Source organism: Macrococcus equipercicus, from assembly GCF_024205945.1.
Taxonomy (GTDB): Bacteria; Bacillota; Bacilli; order Staphylococcales; family Staphylococcaceae; genus Macrococcus; species Macrococcus equipercicus.
This window is the reverse complement of record NZ_CP073809.1, coordinates 1,009,084-1,027,128: the sequence shown is the minus strand read 5'-3', so window position 1 is coordinate 1,027,128 and position 18,045 is coordinate 1,009,084. Positions and strand designations below refer to the sequence as shown.

Genomic DNA, 18,045 nt, shown 5'->3' with positions numbered 1-18,045 from the left:
TTATTTAATGATTCGATTTTCATTTCCTAGCTCAACAAACGATTTACCACTAGCTGTTTGTCCATTGAATACGGTCGCTCCCGCACCTGGCACTGACTGACGTGTCGCTTCTTTGACTGCTTCACGTTTGATGTCATCAATCACTGTGTTAAGCGTCTTAATCTGCTCTAATGCCTGTTCGTTATCTTCTAATGTGATAAATTCAGCTAGTTGTGTCGGCAGTTTACGCTCTGACAAAGCACTGATGACGTCTGCTTTAACCTGCGTGCGTGCAATCTCTGCTTCACGACGTGCCAGGTCTTTTTCTTTCTGCGACAGTAATTCTTCCTTGCGATCAGCTTCAGATAACTTCGAGAGGCGTTTGTCCTCTTTCAGCTTTGCTTCTACTTTCTCATCGAGTGAGGCTTCCCACTCTGCCTGTTTCTTAGCAAGGACCTTCGCTAGTCGCTTGTCTGATTCCGATTCAATCTTCTTGTTCAGTTCTTCCTGCGTTAACGTAACCGGCTCGTCATTATTCTTGTCGTTATCCGTGCTTTTATCGTCAGGATTCTCATCAGCAAAAAATTGTAGGTTCAGTGGCAACTTCGTAACTTTGTACTTTTCCATTTGTATGTTCCTATCCACACACATAACGCTCTCACAGGCATAATAAAAAGCCCTTTAACCCTCCGACATGGTAAACACCCCGGAACACTAAAACGCTTGTTAGAATGGCTCTATTTAATTGTTATCCGTGTACATAATTTAGTATGAATAGTTTATGACGACGTGTTCAGGTCGCAGCTGTTGACGTACAGCTGGACGAGATAGGGATGACCTCCTAAGTAAAGAGAATTTTACTATCTAATGCCTGGCCAGTCTCTCGACGGTCGAGTAAGTTATAACTTCTTAGCAATATCCATCACAGTATTTAGAGTCATCTTAGCTAGGCTACCGATTTTCGCATCTTTTTGCTTATCGTTAAGTAAACCTAACTTCTGCTCAACTTGAATATTTTTAAGTCCTTGTGCGACCATCTGACTGTACTTCTCAAGCTGCTGCACTGTTTCAGGATCCATACCACGTGTCATTCTTAAAAGTACTTTAACTTCTGCTTTTTTCATGACTTTACTCCTATTAACCCGAACAAACGACCAATATCTTTGAATGTATGACCATCATACGCTGGTGCATGCTCAAGTTCTTCGACATCGTACATGTCCCAGTATTCCATGTGGTAGTGATATGTGTAAGTGCCTTCTGGTGTATAAAGTCCGACGATGAACATATCATCATACATTGTGCCATCGTCATGTAACTTCGATTTGAAAGCATTCTCTTTGTACGTGTTGCAGATAACTGCAAACAAGACCGCTCTATCATGGTAAAGCTGACCGATTGTATGGTATCCGTCTGACAAATTCTTAGTAGCGATTGCTCCATCTTCTTTAAGTTCGGCAATCTGTGCATTTAATAAACGTTCAAGTGGATTAGGTTTACTATTATAATCAAACATTACTTTCCGCCTCCCAGCATGTACTTAATCATTCGTTCAAACATGGCAACAGTCTCCGGAAACACACTCGCAAAGTAAGCATAGGCTTTCAGATTAGTAATCAGTAATGAGAACAATTCTGCGAATATCTCGATACCGACCGGGTAATCATCCTCCCAGTATTCAGGGCCGTGGCCATATCCAAAGTGTCGTTCACCTTTGGTTACTCCGTCTACAAGACTTGATATAGACAGCCAGTAAGCTGAATCTTTAGCATTATACTTTTTAGCTAGAATGATATAAGCCTTGTCTTCATTGACGCTGTGCTTCTTCATTGTTTTCTCAACGATTGCCTGCCACTCTTCAGCAGCGATATCAGACAATGATTCATCTTCATCATTAAACATAACTGCCGCTGCCCGCATATTTCTGCCGAGTCCAATCTGATTCGCATACTCGCTATCAATCACATGTCCTATCTCGTGGAAAAGAGTCCTGGCATACTCGCTTACATCACTACCATCTATTCCGTAATCCATATATTTTGGATTGATATAGATAGCATGTTTTTCTGTGTTGTAATAAGCACTTTCCTCATTCTCGCTAACAACGATCTTCACATCGCCATACTGATTAAACAGCTGTACAGCCCGTCTGTCAGCCTTGTTTAACTGTTCCAGTACTTTCTGTTGCTGTTCGTCATTCAGGCCCTTCCTGTGCATCTCTGTGAGCGTTGGCGGCCTGTTCTGTTCTGCTTTCTCAATAGCTTGCTTAACTGTCTGCGTGTCCTGATTATCCATCTTGTCGATTCGATTCATAATGTCATCAATATCATCAAGTACTTCATCATTCTCAGAGTCCGCCTCAGCTTCAATCTGCTCGTCATCGATAAACAGTTCGCCGTCCTCTTTATCCTCCCAGTCGATTGCCGACTTACGCTTATAAGGAATAGTCGTTGACCTGCATAAAGCATGAGTGGGTGGTGCATTGATTCCGACCTTCATATCAGCAACATCAAACACTTTGCCGTTGAGACCTCGGCAGATGTCCGTCGTCCGGTCATCAATTACTGACAAATACTTATATTGCATAATGTCCTGCTCTTTGTAGCTAATCTTCTGTGCCTCTGTCTGCACCCTGGATACCTCACTGATTAGCAGCCGTCTTGCTTCATATTCACTGCGGCCAGTGAGTTCCCTCAGACGCTTGATGCCTTCCTTTGGATGACGGCCACGTAATACGGTATTGATGACTGTTTCATCGACCACTTTACGCACTTCATCCATGTTGTCCCACAGTCGCTCTGACCAAGTAGCATCATAGTAGGATGCATTGACAATCGCATGTATATCTTTCTGCTGCACGCTGATGTTACCGAGTAAGCCAGCCTGACGCTTCAACTCACGCACAGCACCATCATTGAGGTAGTCGTCCATTGTGTGCTGTACATCGTTTGTAGCAGCTATCAAATGTGTGTTGAGTGCAGTGAGAAGAAGTTCCTCTCGATTGATTCGCATTGAGACATTGTACAGTCTGAGTCGCTTATTCGCTTCATCTGAAAAGTCCTTATCCTTCACGTACTGCTTTGCCATTGCCTCATGTGCGATGACATCGTATTCACTGACTAGCTTTCTAGCTTCAGCGACTGACACACCCTCTTTATCCGCATACCGAGCATAGAACGATTCAATCTCCTTCTGACACGTGTTCATAGCGTTCTCTAGGATGCGTTTCATTTCAGCCGAGACTTGCGCATCCTTCATCATTTCAACTGTCAGATTGTCCTTTTCACGCTCAATCCAGTAGGACTCCTTATTGTTCTTCTTGGGCATTGTCAGCACCTACCTGTGCATAAATATCTGGCCGGCTATTCTCAAGGGCCTTTTGTTTCTCCTGCTGTTCCTCCTGGATCCGTTCCATTTCTAAGGTGACATCAGGAATAAATGAGAACAGCATCATGAGCGTTTCCTGACTGATTTGACCTCCGGCATTAATGTAAGCTGTGAGTTCATCAATCATTGACTTAGGCAGATTACGCTTGAACTTATATTTCATTTCCTTCAGGTTGACTGACTGATCTAGTTCGCTGTTTGTCTTCGCGATTGATTCCAGCAGATTATATCTGCGTCTCAATCCTTTAGCGAACAATCCTTCTTTGATGATGGCTCTCTGTTCCAGGAACATCAGCTTGTACTTCGCACTCTCCCCTGACGTATTGCCTCCAAAGTTCTCATCGCTCATATCAGGCGTATTCGTAAACATATGGATGCTGTTGTTCAGACGATTCTTATAGGCTTCAGCACCAGCTACATCATACTTCTTATAGATATAGTCACCTTCAACGTGTCCCTCAGTTGTACGATTATCATCTGTCTCGTAAGTCGGCGGCTCCAGTTTCATGATACGTGCAGTCTTCTGCAGTTCAGCTGCGTTCGTCGGTAATTCAAAGTTACCAATCAAAAGCAGTAGTGCATCGTTCAAGTCGCTCATGTAATTAGCTGTGTCTGATTGAGCGCTGTCCATTAAATCAATCAGTGAGATCACTTTCTCATAGTCGCCGATACGGAACTCATTCGCTCTGTATTCTGTGATTGTGACCTTATTGAATGCATGTGCGGCAGGTTCCTTACGTTGCTTCGGCTTGTAGTTATTCGTGCTTGTAGCAGTGAAGTAGTACGTCATGCCGTCGGTCACAACTTCCACATTGTAGACAAGTTCGCCTTCTGACCATTCAACATCAATGCTTGAAGCAGGGTAATATCTGACTGCTGCAATGCTGTTCTTCTCTAGCGTATCGTCATAAATAACAAATGTGCTTTCTGCATCAGTCTTATAAATGCGTACCTGATCTTTATCGTTACGGATCATGTACTCATACGCCCTGCCATAGATAGATAAGTCCAAACCGATTGAACGGTTATGTGAGACGATATCGTTCAAATCATTAAAGGATTCAATATATTCTTTTGCTGTTTCATCCTCGACTACATAATCAATCGGATTCCCCAAGAAGTAACCGTTGATGAAGTCAGCAACATAGGCAGCATAATCATGTGCTGCTCTATTGTCGGCCATCTGCTTGTCAGCACGTCGTGTACTGCGTTTCTTGACGTTGAATGTCTTGCCCTGATAGTAATCTGACAGAATCCGTAAACGGGGTGCCTGATAGCTGATATGATGCTCAGTGAACTTACCTAATGTATCTAAGTCATTTAATAAATCATCGTTTGTTCCGCCGTACCGATAATCAATATTGATGTAGTTGTTTGTCATAATGCCTGTGTGATTATTGTAATCAAGATCACGTTCAAAGTTATTGACTGTCATTGTGTCACTCATGTTCTCACTCCTTTATAACCCTAATGCTTTCAACTGATTAAGCTGTCTTGCAGGGTCCTTTTTCGTTTCTTTTCGTTTAATGTGGTACTTTTCTAATGCATATCTGAGCGCATCCATACAGTGATTATTTTCATCTATCGGCTCATTCAGCCACTTACCTTCTTTATCCTGCTTGAATGTATAAGTGTTCAGTTCCTCGATGGTGTTTACACATGATGGATGAACGTATATCTTAAATCCTTGAACGAACTGAATGCCCTGCATGATGGACCCTTTGCCTTTGATGGACCCTCTTATCTTCGGTACGCCCTTATTACGTATCTCAGCTATCAGACGTCTTTCCGCGCTGTCTGCTGTAATCTCTGCGTGCTGATAGCCTTTCCGGACAATCATCTTAAAGATATCGTCTGTGAGCATTCCTTTTTCATAATGCTCGTCATAAATCCATAGTTCTTTATTCTCTAGGTCAACAATGGCGCTTTCTAAAGTTGTCGGATCGTGAGTGAAACCAAAGTCCATACCATGTGCTTTCTCCTGTACCTGCTTGTACTTCTTATACCATTCAAAATCGACCACTTTAAAGTTTTCAAATACAAGTCCTTCAGCTATGCCCCAGTCGCCGTCACAGACGATTCTCGCACGTTTAGGATTCTTAATATATAAGTCCTCATATCGTGCAATATCGACTTCATCAAGCCACTCATTGACTCTGAATGTTGTTGTCGTACTGAATGTGTTATCCAGCCTTGTTTCTTCATCAAAGAACGTCTCTTTGAGCCAGTGTCGTTCTGACCACGGGTTAAATGTGACAGTTATCTGTTTGAAGAAGTCGGGTGCATCGTAACTACCCCGTATTGATTCAACGACCGTACTAAACTTATCGTATGATTCGACCTGGTACGCTTCCTCAAACCAGGCAAATGATAAGATGCCTACATCAACCGTGATTGACGTTATCTTCAATGGATCATCAAGACCACGGAATAATATCTTCTGGCCTGTCGGCTTGTAAGTAATCTCTGGAAGGCTTTCATTGAATTTAAAAAGGTGTGCAACCCCTAACCGGTTACACGCCCACTTTAAATCTGTATAGGTCGATTGTTTGTTTGTATTACTGAAGCGTCTCACTACAAGTAGGTTAGACCATGGATGTTCCATGATGCGATAGATATAGTTGAGTGCTGTTGTCTTTGATTTCTTGCTACCACGAGACCCCTTGACCACTCTGTAGAAATGTTTATCGTGCCAGAAACGATTATAACCACCGCCGATGATACCTTTTAAATTAAGTGCATTCTGCATGACTTAATCGTCCAGCGGAATGTCATTGATAATAGTCGGGGTGGTGATTTGCACTTCTTGTTTATCTGTTGGTTTATGGCCAGTTCTATCTAATATATCGCTAGCTGCGTTATACCTTACTAGTTCACTTTTGGCATCGAGTAACTTCTCCATCGTTTTCAGCGCTTTGGGCGTCAAACCTTTTAAATAATCCCTTTCAACTTCTAGTAGAGCATCTTTAAACTCCTGTTTCTTTTTCCAATTCGTAATTGTCTGTTCAGTTACTTTTAACTCTGAAGCTATCTCTTTCTGAGTCAAAACACCTTCGAACATTAATGTGACAGCTTTTAATTGCTTTGAGTTCATCAAGAAAACACCTCCAAAATTAAAAAATATTAAACTGCCCAGCTTGTTAATTCGTCACGATTTATAACATCTGTATCAAATATCGCTTTCTTAAAAGACTCTTTTAAAGTGATAATATTCTTTGCTATTTTCCTCTTATCATTTTCTCGTTCAGCAATTAAATATAGTTGCATGAAATTTATTAAAATCATTTGAATCATAGAATTACTATTCATTACATCGATTTCTTTTTTGTTCTGTTCTTTGACCCAATTTACAAATCTCTTTTGTTTCTCTGACAATTTAACATCCAACAAAATAACATTGTTTACTCCGTCTCCACCGTGAGTGAGATTGTATCCATGCTTAAATGTTTCTTTCAACGCTATCCAGTGAATCTCTTTCTCAAAAAGTTCTCGTCTACTTGTAGCATAATCGATAACTTGAATCACAAAATTTTCTGACCCATATTTTCTAATTGCCTTCCCTATAATACTGTCAGCCTTTTGATGCTCTTTAAAACGTTGATTTATATCTCTCGTGGTAATACCTATATACTGCTTTTTGTTCACTTTATTAGTTATACAATAAACTTTACCTTCCATCATCTATCACTTCCCTTATGTTAATTACACTTTAAATTTTTGCATTAAAAAAACACCTCGAAAGGTGTAATTGTTAACTATTATTGCTTACTAAAATCAATTTCAAAACCCATATACTTAAGTTCTTTCAGAACTTTGTATTTCCAATCATCAACTACAGGAATGTATAACAAACCTGATATGTCAGAGTGCAAATTTACTTCATTAGAACTGTTTATCATAACAACTTTATCTTTTCCCAATTCACTAATGGCATAACCATGCTCAAAAATAACATTTGGTCTTGCTTGCGATCCATCATTTACTTTATCATCTGCTGAATAAATTATTATTGCTGCTTTACATTTCTTTATTTCTTCCTGAAATTTTTCTAATATCATTTTCCCGCCATTTACTGTCTCTGAAAGGACTACAGGTTTAATACCCTGGTTTAATATAGTTTTTTCTACTTTCAATTTTAATGATTCATCATGCCCATGAACGATAAAAATACTATTTTCTTTTTCTGCCTTGGTAGCATGTTCGGGTTCATTGAAAACTTCAATTTCATCATCTATTTTTTCAATAACAGTTTCAATAAAATCAGTTACTTCTTTTAGAGAAGTCGCTCTATAAAATGATAAGTTCGTGATACCTCTTAATTTTTCAGTCAAATATTCATCTTCAAGCATCGAAACAACAATATAATCCATTTTTTTATAGCGTCAGATAAATTCATAGATGTAACTTCATTTAATATTTTTTCTGACTTTTCACGAGCTTTTTCCCATTTTTTTAAATTCATTATATTCTCTCCCCTTCAATTTATATGAATACTTCAAGTATACAAAAAATCACCTAGTTTCCGCTAGGTGGTTTCACGTTCATATAAATTTAGGAGGTAACCTTCAATTGGTCACGTACCTAGTATAATATATTTTTTTAATATTATAAAATAATAATTATTTGTATTATCCATCTATTCTGTTGACTTTGACGCATTAGAAAGTTTTTCCACAATACCATCTATCCTCTTTCCGACCTGTGACTTATGCAGCTGAACCAGCAGTCCGATCTGTGTATGCGAATAACCACGTTTCAACAACTCAAGAATATACATATCCTTGTCGTTTTTAATCACATGTTCATGTTCATCAATAAACTTGACCTTAGTTGCTAGCTTATATATATACGAATGAGTTCCCTGACGTTTTAAAACCAAGTTGTAAACTTTATCCCCTGTCTGCCCCTGTCCTTTTGGCATCGCTGCCTGTATACCATATTGTGCAGTACTCATGCTGTCATTGCTTAGTAAATCTGACTCAATGGCTGTGAGCATCCAAGGGTAATCCTTTAACATCTGTCTAATCTCCTGTGGTGTGTACAATATGCGTTACCTCCGTGTTATTATTATTTTGCGGATAGTTATGTCACGGGCCTGTCCGGGTCCTTTTTTATTTATATAAACTTTAATTACATTTAAAATTAGGATATTATGAGTCAAAGGAGTGATTCTTATGAATAAGAAAGAATATAGTATAATTATTTTGATGATACTAGTATTAGTTTATATTGCATATAATTCCTATAGCATAATACCTGAAACAATTAATTCTGATGAATATAAAACATCTATATTTTCAGTTTTAGTTAATGCTTTTATGACTAATGCTAAAACGGCTATGTCAATAACTTTTTTTGTCATTTGTATTGGAATGATATTGGCTTTTGTCATCTTTATTTTTCAGTCATACAATCCATTAAAAGCACTACGTTTAATGGTTTTTGTGTTAATCGCAGTAAGCATTTATACATTCTTCAGCATTATAATATTACTTTCAATTAAACCTGATAATGCCGAAGCAATGTTGGCTTTACTTGGATTCATGTATGGTTTCACAAAGTTTTTGCCTTTCATGTATAAGAAAGTAAAAGAATCCATAACTTATGCATAATAAATCTAACTAATCGTGTGTATAATCACATGATTAGTTTTTTATCATTAGATTTTATCCCCTATCTATAACTTTTATCATATCCATATTTAAGATAAGAGGCGGATAAACCGCCCCGTTATTATGCTAGAATCGTGATTCTGTTCTGCTGCTCTTTCAATTCTTCTTCCAGGTACTCTTTAATCGACAGGATGGCCTGATTCTTCCATGCACCGCCGTCTGCCTCATATAATGCTGCCTGCAATCCTATTGAGCCGCCCTCACGCAATCTAAGCACAAATGCTGATTCCGGCTGACTGATCTCTGTGAACGTTCTGAATGGCTTCAGATAGACCGGATTCGGCACTTCTTCCTTAGCCTTTGATGCCACACCACGTTTTACTTCCACCTGCTGACTGATGCCATTATCGCCCGTCTGCATGACGTTTTCTGCTCTGATATTGCCGATAAGACTTAGTACCTTAGCACGTTCGTCAGATGGCACAAATACTGATTGAAGCTGGATGTTAAACTGCTCCAGATCCATAAAACTATTCAGATTAACAGCTGGGAGCTGTGCATTCGATACGATGACAAACTCGCGTCGCTTGTTAGCATTTAATTTTGATTCGACTGCCACTTTATGATGACTAAGGACTGAGACAATGTACTCTTCCTTGCCGTCAAATGCTGATTTGATATAGTCCACTAATCCAGTTAACGTTGTGACAGTCAACTCTTTGCGTCGTGATTTCTCAACCTTATAGATTTCTCTGTTTGTGTACTTCTCACCGTTTAAATCAAACTCAATAACATTACCTGTTTTCTCACTGATCCACTCCATAGCTTCTTTTAACATTGCCATTCCTCCTATTTGTATAGTGCTTTCTTATTAATTGGTGTTACGTTCGTTTCTTTCTCCACTGGCTCGCCTGCATCATCTAAAACCTGTCCGGATTCATCGAAATACGTCTGGTCTTTTGCTCCTGACTTCAGTTCTTTCGCATGTACACCCTTGCTGTCCTCTCCAGTGAGTAACGTAGCCGATACAGGCTCTTTTCCAACAGTTGTATGCTTGCTGTTCACTTCGACGCTCAACGTCTCCCTGCGGCTGTCTGATGAGATTTTAAACTCAATGACAACCTTGCGTGCTTTTGATGGATCAGTGTTAATGTCATGGATGTTCTTCAACACTGCCTCCATTTCTTCTTCAAATTTCTCCTGGACAGCACCGTCTAAAATTTTGTTTAAGTTTAAGTCGATTGTTTTCTCAGTCATGTTTCTTTTCCTCCATTTTTTTTAGTTTTCTTCGTTGTGCCTTGAGTCGCTGCAATTCGTCGTAATCAATCCATGTTTCTCCTGTCTCCTGAGTGTAGTACTTCGGTGCCTTGCATATCCAAAGTAACTCCATATCTGGATAGAGAGACATGAACAGCTTTCGCTTGAGCTTCGCCTCGGCTGTCGCCATTCCTTTAATGTCGATGACTATGATATGGCCTCCTGGCAGTGTCACTTCAAAGTCAGCGACATAGTAAGTCGCTCTGAAATGTGTTACTTTCTCAATAATCTTGTACTTAGGCTGCAGCTTGATGATGCTGATCTTATGCTGTTCTTTCTGATGAAGTAAGAACTTGTAATACTCACACTCAACTTCTGAATCGAAAGTGATGTCGTTATAGGTGGACTTCTTGGCGTTATATTTACTCTTGCCATCAGTGCGTGACATAATGGATCACTGCCTTCAACTCTTTGCCGTGAGGCACATAAAGAATGTTCACAACCTGCGCATCTTTCTTTGATTCGAGTTCGTGGATAGTGTTATTCAGCTGGCGCTCGAAGTCTCCGACAAGGGTGATCACCTTAACTTTCATCTGTTACCTCCACTAAATCAGATTCTTTCACGAACACTCCATCAATCATCTTGCCTTTTCTATCCTTAATCTCGTCATATGCCATCTGAACACATTCTATATAGTTGACGTTCAACGCATAAGCTAGGTCGAACAACGTCTCGATAAACCAGTGCGTCATCATTTTCAGCGTGTCCGTATCATTGCTGTACTTCAGACTATGTGCAAGACTGCCTGTTCGCAGCATAAGTGCGAGTGAGAACTGCAAAGCCATTTCAGCATCGTCTTTTATGGTTGATTCTTCGACCGAATCGACGAACTCGCTGATCGAGAAGTTTTTCTGCATTGACAGGATGGTAATGACTACATACGCGTCGCCTATACTGTCCTTGATGAGTTCCTCATTACCTTTAGCCATACCAGAGTATAGTTCTCCGGTTTCTTCTCCCAGCTTTAACATCTGTTTACGTGGATCAGCAGTGTGTAAGTTTCTGTCGATTGCCCATTGCTCGATTTGCTCAGTTAATTTTTCTAAGTTATTCATTTATTGCTCCTTCCAGAAATTCTTGAGTTCTTCCTCAAGCTTTCGTTTTTCTTCCTCGCTGACTTCTTGTACTTGCTGATTCTTGTTTGCTATCCAATCAGGTGTCTTCTCGTAGGATGAATTGGTCTTGCCATATGTCTGCTTGGTCTGTCGCTGCTGCTCATAGAGTTTGATTTCTTCGACGGTCGTCAATTTCCTTTTCTTCCAGTCGTTGAGCAGCCAGTTGATGAACTTGTAATCATGATTGCCACCGTATGCAGACTTTTCGATTGCATGCATCATAATCTCTTTACCGTACGATTCATAATCCTGTTGAATCTTTTGATTAGTCATAGGCGATGGATTCATTTCGATATTTTCCTGATAGTTCTGATAGACTTGCTGAAAAGTGTCGTCGTATACAATACTTCTTACATTCTTATCATTCTTTAATTCTTTATCATTCTTTACATTCTTGTGTATAGTGTCACCCTGTCGTTCTCGCATTGTTCCGACCGTTGTTCTATCCGTCGTTCCGTTCGTAGTACGTTCATCGTTCCGACCGTCGTTCCGTTCGTAATTTTTCGGGTCTTGATAAACGTTGTAGTTACAGACTTTAACGATGATTCCGCGCGTTGTCTTCGTCGTTCTAATCATTGTTCCGTTCGTATTCATTTCGTCGTCGTTTTCACCGTAGTCTTCATCAGTATCTTCGTGCGTTCTTCGTAACCACTCAAGAATATTAAAGATTTGAGTCTTGGATGGCTTCTCAACTCGATAGCCTACTTTATGACTGCAGGCATCCTGTAATTCAGGGATACTGATCAATAATTCACCGCGTTCAAAGTTACCTTTAGGGTTGTGTCTTGCTTTTGTCAGGATGTAAATCCAGACTTTTAAATACATCGGAGGCTTATCCCATATCTCACTTTCGATTAGCCTCCGAGATAGTAGGATATAGCCACCAGGTATGAAATCATTGCTCATTCTCTCACTTCCTGCGTTGACTAATTTTATAGTTTAATCACTTTAAACGACATTCCTTCAATGTTTTCAACATGTGTATAGCCTTTCTTTAAACGATCATTAATATAAGAATGGCTGCGTTTTAAAAAATTGTTGGCCCGTGCAATACTTCTAAATTCATATTCAATACCGATTGCATTGATTAGTTTTACTTTCATATTTGAGCTTTGCAAGTCGTGATCAAATGCATGATTAGTGTTCTCTTTATACGTACACCATTCAAGATTAGAGACATGGTTGTTTCTAGGATTACCGTCAATATGATTGATACATGTCTTGCCTGGCACTTCTGGAATAAACGCGAATGCTACAAGACGGTGTACAAGAAAAGATTTATCTCCCTTGTCTTTCCAGAGGGAAACTCGGACATCTCTACCTTTCGGATTCTTTTCTTTTAAAATTCTAGGTTTCCATGTTCTAACACCATGTCTTACTGAATGTGTTTGTTTGCCTTCTTTCGTTCTAACTCTGCCATAATCACTTACTTCATATATGCCTTCATAACCGACAACATCTTTCCAAGTCTCAATCATTAAATAACCTCCTTAGAACGGCAAATCATCCAGATCGTCATCAGTTAATGGTCCACCATTTGCAAATGGATTACTTGCGGTACTCACTGCCGGACTTGTGTTCTGACCCTGACTCTGTTTAGTCGTTCCATAGTCGTAACCTGCAGTACTTACTTCACTATCCTGATTATTCTTCTTATTCAGGAATAGAACTGTTGTATCTACGTTGTTTATGATCAACTGCATACCGTAGTGCTTCACACCGTTGTTATCCTCATAGTTGTTGTTTCTCATTTCGCCATCTACTGCCATCACATAGCCTTTCTTAGCATAATTATTGATGAAATCTGCAGTTTTCTTGAATGCCACGCAGCGGATGAAGTCTGATTCGTATTCCCCGTCATTATTTTTGAATGAGCGTTGGACTGCTATGTCAAAACTGACGAGTTCTGTTCCTGATGGGGTGACTCTGAACTCTAGGTCTCTGGTTATACGACCGATAAATTTACAGCTGTTCATGCTTTACCTCCTGCTATATAAACGGGTACGCCCGCAATCTTTTGTATTGAATCCTTGATCAATGGTGCATTCGAATTACTGTTTGACAAATGAATCAAGTGAATCTCCTGTAGCTTGCTTGTATCTGTCGCCTGCAGAAAATTCGATGCATGTTCCAAACTGAAATGTGATTTCATGATTCTATGCGCAAGTCCAGGATGCAATGTGCCTTCCTGAATGTTCTTCTGCATTTGCTCATATACATAGTTGATTTCAAGCATTATATGCGTGATGCCTTTGAACTTGTATCTGACGTAATAAGTGTCTGTAACGAACAATAGCTTGTAACCGAAATCGCTCTTCAGTAGGTAGCCGCATGGCTCCTTTGCATCATGTTCAATATCAAACGGCAGGATGGTCCATGTGCCAATCTTGAAAGGTTCCTTGGTGATGGTTCTATATAACCTATGATGATATTTTTCTGGCACACCAATGACGTTAGCTGTACCATTCGTTAAATAACAATCAAGCCCATTCTTCATGTATTCAACCATATGTCCTGCGTGATCTAAATGTTCATGTGTGATGAGTACACCTTTGATTCTGCTTGTCTTAAACTGTAGTGCCTTCTGAACTGTCTTGAAGTTGATGCCGGCTTCAAGCAGAAGTTCGGTCTGGCCATCTGATATGCGATAGCAGTTACCAGACGACCCCGAACCGATTGTCTGAATTAAAATGGGTCTTCTTCACTTTCAGTTTGATAAGTTTCTGCAGATGCCGGCTCGCCTGCAGTTACCTCTTCGAACTCAGTAACATCTGTATATTGTGCTTCTACAACTTCAGGATCAAAGTCCAATTCCTCTTTGTTGGCCACTTCGTTGACTTCAGCGTCGAATACTTCTTTTCGTTGACGTTCATCTGCCTGCTTCACATGCTGCAGGTTTTCGTCCGTTGAAGAATTGATGTATCTTTTCGCTGCTCGATTGATGACTGTCTTCTTAGCCATTTCTTCTTTGAAGTTGTTGTGAGTCTTTGAAGTTTCCAGTGCTTTCTCATCCTTAATCATTGCTGACTGCATCCATGCCTGCTTGATCTGGTCCATTGTCATGACCTCAATATAATTTTGACGGTCATCATCAAAAACGATTGTGCAGTAAGCGCCGATGATATTCTCCTTCTTGATGTTGAAGAAGTCCTGCTCATGGGAGATTGATTCAATACGTCCAGTGCCGTCTAGTTTCTGTTTGAATGTGTCGCCTTCGTAGATGACCTGTGCCACAACATCTTTAGCGCCTGCGTCACGTTTGAGCATCATGATGTTGCCATGGTAGCTTCTTTGCAGTGTCAGTTTGTCTTTATAGACGATAAAGTAGCACTGGCTCTTTGCAGGGTTTAAGCCTTGAGTGACCATATCGAGCAAAGCATTGGCCACACTCTCTTGAGTCACGACTGATAAAGCCGGCTTATAATTACGGTCTTGAGTTTCATTGATCTTTAACCATGCCTGCTTCAATGCATTTGAAGCCTCGTAATCCCTTGGTAGTGATAGATTGCCTTGTGATTCAAGCACTCGTACCTTGTTCAGCACATTGTCTGAAACGTTCTTTTCTGCTACTAGCTGTTTCTCTACTTTTTGTAATTGATTATTTGTCATGTTTATTGCTCCTTTGTTTGGTATAATCTTTCTATCAAAGTGAAAGGGGTACTTTATGATTAAATTTGAAGATATGAAACCCGTCGATAAAATGTTTGATAAAGAAGAAATTGAAAAGCAAATTCTTAATTCAATCATTCTTAAAGACAATGAAACTGATTATCGAGTAATACATGTTCTAGGTCGAAATAGATATTTGGGTTATCATAAATTTAAAGAAACTGGCACTGCCTACTACGTTTCTAACTTTATGTGAGTATTCTCAGTTCCTTATCCTGCTCACTTACAATCAATTTGACTTGCTGTGATTCTGTCTCTAGGACATCTGTGACTGATTCGGCATTGTCGATGAAAATCGGTGCGTAAAAATCAAAGTGCTTGGATAACGTATTGATGATGTCGAGACCGACATTAATTCTCGCTGCGTTGTTCAGGCCTTTGTCATATTCAACACCGTCCACGGTCGTGATGCAGGTCTCTTCGATGTTGCCGTTTTTCAGTTCGTCGAACAGCTTAAATCTGGCCATCTTGAACTTCTCATTGATCGCTGCTTCAATCGTTCTGACCTTGGATTGATTGAACTGATCAATCAAATGCAGCTGATAATGCAGCTCTTCCTTCACTTCGACCAGCCGCTCTTCCTCTGCCCGTAGTTCCTTCACCCGTTCCATTGCTCGAGCGTTTGCCTTGATGTCTGCCTGTGCCTCCTGCATGATCATAATCTCTCGATTATTCGTTTCAATCTCCTGCTGCAGTACTTCAATCTTCTCTGTATTTATTTTCTTGATTTCATTACGCTGCTTGTTAATCTCAGCGACCTTCTGCAGTATTTCGTTGTACTCGTCAGTCTTTGTGATGTCAGTGATTTTGCTTTCAGCTTCAGCGATCTGATTATTTAAGCTGTCAATCTCTCGCTGAATATCTGCTGCCTGCTGTTCAATCTGCGTTTTCTTTTCTTCAAGCGCAGTAATGGCAGGCTTGAATGTTGCGCCTTGCTGCTTGATGCTTTCTCTCTCTTTTTCAAGTGCCTCAAGTCTCTGTGATTTATCCTGGTTAAACTGCTCTAATGCTTTCTGTTTGGCAGCAGCTTTCTGTTCTTCCGGAATTTCCTGTCCACAACATGGACACGGCCCTTCATCACTATGCGTGAATGTGCGTTCGTGTTCCTTCTTGATTTCTTCCGACTTCGCACTATATTCGGCGAGTTTGTTTGTTCGTCTCTTCTTCTGGTCCTCAATGTCATCCTCAACCCTCTTCAGCTGTGAATTGATGTTCATCTTATTTGACTGTGCGAAGTCTAATTTTGCTTTCAGCTGCAGTACTTTGTGCTGACTCGTGCTGTCATGATTTCGTTTCAGCTGATTCTGCTGCTCATTCAGTGCGGTGATCTCGCTGCGCAATCTTACTTCCTCTGCGCCGTTCTCGATGTCGATGATTTCTGACTCAAGCTGCTTGTTCAGCTGCTGCAGATGATTCAATGTCTCTTCATCAATCGGCTCAGTCTCAATGATGTTTTTCTGTGCTTCATTGATTCGTACTGGTATATCTTCAATATCTGAGTTGGTCTTGGCCAGCTTGTCTTTGACGACTTTCTTCTGATCTTCAATCTTCTTGCCTTCAAGGTACTTCTTAAGTGGGTGAAGTTCTGCGTTAGCTTCGATGATTTCTTCATCGGTCATATTGCCGCAGACTTCAAAAAGCATCTTTCGCCGTTCGGTCCAGTGAAGATCATTGAATGACTGAGGATTGGTGACAAGCTTAAAGACATCCTCATCAATAATGTCAGCAATTTCTTTTTTGTAGTTGGTGATGGTTGTTGGTACTTCGTTGATGTACTGTTTGGATGTCCGACTCTTCGTGTATTCCTTGGCACCGGTCATCTGATTCTTTGAGTACTTCGGATGCGATTCTTTCGTCAATGTCAGCTTCTGGCCATCCATTTCAAATTCAGCTGTGACTGTCGGAACCAGTTCGTATTGTTCTTGATTGTTGCTATCTACTGGAACAACATTGATAGTTTTTCCTGCTAAGTTTTTATCGAAGAGAAGCCATTGCAGGGCTACTGCAGTTGTCGTCTTACCTGCAGCATTTGCTCCATAAATTGCAGCATCACTACCGTTAAACAGAAATTCTTTTGACTTCACTCCTGCAAAGTTCTCAATGGCTAATGTCATGAGCGTAAATTTCATTTTCTATACTTCCTTTCTTCATCCATCAGACCATCCAGAACGACTTGCAGGTTGTTAGAAACCACTTCAAATTGTGATTTGAGACTTTTATCATAGAGTCTTCCACTCCATCCCTCTCTGGTGTTGAACTGAACGACTAATCGACAATAGTTACAATGTTTATTGAATCGTAAGGGATCCATTAAATTCTTGTGAAATCCATATCCTTTCATGACTAAAGCATCACCTGGCATAATCACTGCCATTTGCAAAACTCCTTTCGTGTGTTACTATATTTTTGATTATTTATTTATTCGTCCTGATTGCAGTCAGGGCGTTTTTTATTGGTATAATCTCCTTAGAAAGTGAGGTGATAATATTGCTAGAACTTAAATACAAATTAGTGAATCGTGATGGTATCGGTAAAAGCCCTGAATTTAATAAACATCCAGGTGCTTATGTCGCTCATTGTCAACATATCGATGGGCTGTCTCAAAATATTCATACTTTCCAAGATGGCACAATGATAATTGACCAAGTATATGCTGGAAAACAAATTCTTTACTGTGATAAGCCTATTTCATACAGAAACGGTAAGATATTTGTAGAAAATTAATTTTTGCCACCGAGTTTAATGTCAGTTAAATCACTTTTCCAAACTTTCTCTTGTCCAGCTCTCTTAATCACTTCCGCCAAGATGATGATTAAGAGGGCTATTTTTATGATCTGCATGATTTTAACTTTCATGATTCTCACCTCTTTTCATTGTTTTATTGTCATCACATGGATGACGCCGCCGTTTGAGTCATTCCAGTTGCAGTGGACCACTTCAGCGTGATGGTCTTACGTGGCCGTTC

The 18,045-nt window shown here is 40.0% G+C and carries 26 protein-coding genes; 3 read left to right on the top strand and 23 right to left on the bottom strand.

Annotated features, from left to right (window positions below; translation table 11 throughout):
• From KFV11_RS05255 to KFV11_RS05210, 10 genes are all read right to left on the bottom strand, one after another.
• Entirely contained in the window at positions 1–606 is a 606-nt protein-coding gene (locus tag KFV11_RS05255) for a DUF4355 domain-containing protein (protein WP_254250541.1), read from the bottom strand.
• A 272-nt stretch (positions 607–878) separates the two neighbouring features.
• Entirely contained in the window at positions 879–1,103 is a 225-nt protein-coding gene (locus KFV11_RS05250; RefSeq protein WP_254250540.1) for a hypothetical protein, read from the bottom strand.
• Positions 1,100–1,495: a WDGH domain-containing protein gene (locus KFV11_RS05245; protein ID WP_254250539.1), complete on the bottom strand. Its 396-nt coding sequence runs from the start codon at positions 1,493–1,495 to the stop codon at positions 1,100–1,102. Before KFV11_RS05245 ends, KFV11_RS05250 begins: the two co-directional genes overlap by 4 nt.
• Positions 1,495–3,306 carry a minor capsid protein gene (locus tag KFV11_RS05240; protein WP_254250538.1) on the bottom strand — a complete coding sequence of 604 codons (1,812 nt, stop codon included), beginning with the start codon at positions 3,304–3,306 and terminating at the stop codon, positions 1,495–1,497. Before KFV11_RS05240 ends, KFV11_RS05245 begins: the two co-directional genes overlap by 1 nt.
• Positions 3,287–4,813, bottom strand: coding sequence for a phage portal protein (locus KFV11_RS05235; protein ID WP_254250537.1), 1,527 nt, complete (start codon positions 4,811–4,813; stop codon positions 3,287–3,289). The genes KFV11_RS05240 and KFV11_RS05235 overlap by 20 nt, the downstream gene beginning before the upstream one ends.
• Positions 4,814–4,825: 12 nt before the next feature.
• Positions 4,826–6,115 (bottom strand): PBSX family phage terminase large subunit, encoded by a 1,290-nt coding sequence (locus KFV11_RS05230; protein ID WP_254250536.1) that lies wholly within the window; start codon positions 6,113–6,115, stop codon positions 4,826–4,828.
• Positions 6,116–6,118: 3 nt separating this feature from the next.
• Entirely contained in the window at positions 6,119–6,460 is a 342-nt protein-coding gene (locus KFV11_RS05225) for a phBC6A51 family helix-turn-helix protein (RefSeq protein ID WP_254250535.1), read from the bottom strand.
• A 29-nt stretch (positions 6,461–6,489) separates the two neighbouring features.
• Entirely contained in the window at positions 6,490–7,047 is a 558-nt protein-coding gene (locus KFV11_RS05220) for a GIY-YIG nuclease family protein (protein ID WP_254250534.1), read from the bottom strand.
• 77 nt (positions 7,048–7,124) lie between these two features.
• Positions 7,125–7,736, bottom strand: coding sequence for a TIR domain-containing protein (locus KFV11_RS05215; RefSeq protein ID WP_254250533.1), 612 nt, complete (start codon positions 7,734–7,736; stop codon positions 7,125–7,127).
• 266 nt (positions 7,737–8,002) lie between these two features.
• Positions 8,003–8,383: a hypothetical protein gene (locus KFV11_RS05210; protein WP_254250532.1), complete on the bottom strand. Its 381-nt coding sequence runs from the start codon at positions 8,381–8,383 to the stop codon at positions 8,003–8,005.
• A 157-nt stretch (positions 8,384–8,540) separates the two neighbouring features.
• On the opposite strand from KFV11_RS05210, the gene KFV11_RS05205 reads away from it, so the two are divergent.
• Positions 8,541–8,978, top strand: coding sequence for a hypothetical protein (locus KFV11_RS05205; protein ID WP_254250531.1), 438 nt, complete (start codon positions 8,541–8,543; stop codon positions 8,976–8,978).
• A 121-nt stretch (positions 8,979–9,099) separates the two neighbouring features.
• On the opposite strand, the gene KFV11_RS05200 is transcribed toward KFV11_RS05205, so the two are convergent.
• From KFV11_RS05200 to KFV11_RS05155, 10 genes are all read right to left on the bottom strand, one after another.
• A complete protein-coding gene (locus KFV11_RS05200; RefSeq protein ID WP_254250530.1) occupies positions 9,100–9,816 on the bottom strand; it encodes a hypothetical protein in 717 nt (238 codons plus the stop codon).
• 11 nt (positions 9,817–9,827) lie between these two features.
• Entirely contained in the window at positions 9,828–10,235 is a 408-nt protein-coding gene (locus KFV11_RS05195; RefSeq protein ID WP_254250529.1) for a replication terminator protein, read from the bottom strand.
• Positions 10,228–10,683: a DUF1064 domain-containing protein gene (locus tag KFV11_RS05190; protein WP_254250528.1), complete on the bottom strand. Its 456-nt coding sequence runs from the start codon at positions 10,681–10,683 to the stop codon at positions 10,228–10,230. The genes KFV11_RS05195 and KFV11_RS05190 overlap by 8 nt, the downstream gene beginning before the upstream one ends.
• Positions 10,670–10,828: a hypothetical protein gene (locus tag KFV11_RS05185; RefSeq protein ID WP_254250527.1), complete on the bottom strand. Its 159-nt coding sequence runs from the start codon at positions 10,826–10,828 to the stop codon at positions 10,670–10,672. Before KFV11_RS05185 ends, KFV11_RS05190 begins: the two co-directional genes overlap by 14 nt.
• Positions 10,818–11,351, bottom strand: a complete 534-nt coding sequence (locus KFV11_RS05180) for a MazG-like family protein (RefSeq protein ID WP_254250526.1) — start codon at positions 11,349–11,351, stop codon at positions 10,818–10,820. The genes KFV11_RS05185 and KFV11_RS05180 overlap by 11 nt, the downstream gene beginning before the upstream one ends.
• On the bottom strand, positions 11,352–12,236 hold the full coding sequence (locus KFV11_RS05175; RefSeq protein WP_254250525.1) for a DnaD domain-containing protein: 885 nt from the start codon (positions 12,234–12,236) through the stop codon (positions 11,352–11,354).
• A 107-nt stretch (positions 12,237–12,343) separates the two neighbouring features.
• The gene (locus tag KFV11_RS05170) at positions 12,344–12,889 is read right to left on the bottom strand and encodes an NUMOD4 domain-containing protein (RefSeq protein ID WP_254250524.1); all 546 of its coding nucleotides are present in this window, start codon (positions 12,887–12,889) and stop codon (positions 12,344–12,346) included.
• A 12-nt stretch (positions 12,890–12,901) separates the two neighbouring features.
• Positions 12,902–13,387: a single-stranded DNA-binding protein gene (locus KFV11_RS05165; protein ID WP_254250523.1), complete on the bottom strand. Its 486-nt coding sequence runs from the start codon at positions 13,385–13,387 to the stop codon at positions 12,902–12,904.
• A complete protein-coding gene (locus tag KFV11_RS05160; protein ID WP_254250593.1) occupies positions 13,384–14,088 on the bottom strand; it encodes an MBL fold metallo-hydrolase in 705 nt (234 codons plus the stop codon). The genes KFV11_RS05165 and KFV11_RS05160 overlap by 4 nt, the downstream gene beginning before the upstream one ends.
• A gap of 8 nt (positions 14,089–14,096) precedes the next feature.
• The gene (locus KFV11_RS05155) at positions 14,097–15,020 is read right to left on the bottom strand and encodes a RecT family recombinase (protein WP_254250522.1); all 924 of its coding nucleotides are present in this window, start codon (positions 15,018–15,020) and stop codon (positions 14,097–14,099) included.
• A 55-nt stretch (positions 15,021–15,075) separates the two neighbouring features.
• Between KFV11_RS05155 and KFV11_RS05150 the strand changes: the two genes are divergently transcribed.
• Positions 15,076–15,276 carry a hypothetical protein gene (locus KFV11_RS05150; protein ID WP_254250521.1) on the top strand — a complete coding sequence of 67 codons (201 nt, stop codon included), beginning with the start codon at positions 15,076–15,078 and terminating at the stop codon, positions 15,274–15,276.
• On the opposite strand, the gene KFV11_RS05145 is transcribed toward KFV11_RS05150, so the two are convergent.
• Entirely contained in the window at positions 15,269–17,209 is a 1,941-nt protein-coding gene (locus tag KFV11_RS05145; RefSeq protein WP_254250520.1) for a coiled-coil domain-containing protein, read from the bottom strand. The two genes, KFV11_RS05150 and KFV11_RS05145, sit on opposite strands and share 8 nt — an antisense overlap.
• Positions 17,206–17,454 carry a hypothetical protein gene (locus tag KFV11_RS05140; RefSeq protein WP_254250519.1) on the bottom strand — a complete coding sequence of 83 codons (249 nt, stop codon included), beginning with the start codon at positions 17,452–17,454 and terminating at the stop codon, positions 17,206–17,208. Before KFV11_RS05140 ends, KFV11_RS05145 begins: the two co-directional genes overlap by 4 nt.
• Positions 17,455–17,567: 113 nt before the next feature.
• Between KFV11_RS05140 and KFV11_RS05135 the strand changes: the two genes are divergently transcribed.
• Positions 17,568–17,804, top strand: a complete 237-nt coding sequence (locus tag KFV11_RS05135; protein ID WP_254250518.1) for a hypothetical protein — start codon at positions 17,568–17,570, stop codon at positions 17,802–17,804.
• Here KFV11_RS05135 and KFV11_RS11680 read toward each other — a convergent pair.
• On the bottom strand, positions 17,801–17,935 hold the full coding sequence (locus KFV11_RS11680; RefSeq protein ID WP_302054854.1) for a hypothetical protein: 135 nt from the start codon (positions 17,933–17,935) through the stop codon (positions 17,801–17,803). The two genes, KFV11_RS05135 and KFV11_RS11680, sit on opposite strands and share 4 nt — an antisense overlap.
• Between the last annotated feature and the right edge of the window lie 110 nt (positions 17,936–18,045).